The organism is Moheibacter sediminis (genome assembly GCF_900176425.1).
GTDB lineage: Bacteria > Bacteroidota > Bacteroidia > Flavobacteriales > Weeksellaceae > Moheibacter > Moheibacter sediminis.
Genome location: NZ_FWXS01000026.1, coordinates 1 through 1,178 on the forward strand (window position 1 = coordinate 1; position 1,178 = coordinate 1,178).

Consider the following 1,178-nt stretch of genomic DNA (forward strand, 5'->3'; position numbering starts at 1 on the left):
TTTTTTTGTTTTCCTTAACATAATTAATTAAGTTTGGAATTCGTTAAAACTAAGATTATGAGAACCAACCTATCGCTTAGCGGCATCCTGCCGTGCATAAGCCTTTTCCTATTTTCAATTGATTCATTATCGGCTCAAGAGATTGAGTGGCAGCAGGTACTGGGCGGTGTTCACAGCGAATATTTGTACGATGTAAAGCCAACACCGGACTATGGATTTCTATTGGCGGGAAGCTCCTTTTCAGAAGACTCAGGAAACAAATCAGAGAAAGGCCAGGGCGATCTGGATTATTTCCTCTGGAAGATGGATGAATCGGGAAAGATGGAATGGCAGAAAGTATTCGGAGGATCAGGGAGCGATTACCTGTACAGTGCAGCGATGACCTCAGAAGGCGGTTACATCCTTGGCGGAAGCTCCGACTCACCTGTTTCGGGAGACAAGAAAGACCAGGGATTTGGAAACATGGATTTCTGGGTAATTAAAATCGATCCGCAGGGAAAAGAAGAATGGCAGATCACACTGGGCGGAATCGGCAACGACCAGTTGCAAAGCATCCGGCAAACCCCTGACGGAGGCTTCATCATCGGCGGCAGCTCAGACTCTTCACCCGTCAAAGATGAAAAAGGAGAAACCATCGGTAATAAATCGGAAGAAACCAGAGGAAGCTATGACTACTGGGTGGTCAAACTATCATCAACCGGATCAGTGGAATGGGAAAAGACCTATGGCGGAATGTTCTCTGACCAGCTCAAAAGCATCCTCATCACAGAAGACGGATATTTAGTTGGCGGAACTTCCAATTCACTTGTCTCCTCAGACAAAACAGCAGAGAATTTAGGAATGGGAGATTTCTGGTTGATTAAAATCAACCAAAAAGGAGAAGAACAATGGCAGAAGACTTACGGAGGTGAAGGCGATGAAACGCTATCCAATATCCTGAAAACAGAAAACGGATTCCTGCTTACGGGAAGCTCCAATTCCAAAACATCAGAAACCAAGAAATCAGGAAGTACCAACGGAACAGACTTCTGGGTAATTGAAATAGACAAGGAAGGAAACCACATCTGGGACAACAGCTATGATTTCGGACAATGGGATGTATTGGTTTCAGCTACAAAATCAGAAGACAATACTTACCTGCTGGGAGGCTATGCTTCAACAGAAACACTAGGCAGAAA

Annotated in this window: 1 pseudogene; it reads left to right on the forward strand. The window is 44.6% G+C overall.

Annotation, left to right across the window (positions count from 1 at the left end):
• Positions 1-57: 57 nt before the first annotated feature.
• A pseudogene (locus B8977_RS14960) lies at positions 58-1,178 on the forward strand (T9SS type A sorting domain-containing protein); the annotation flags it as partial.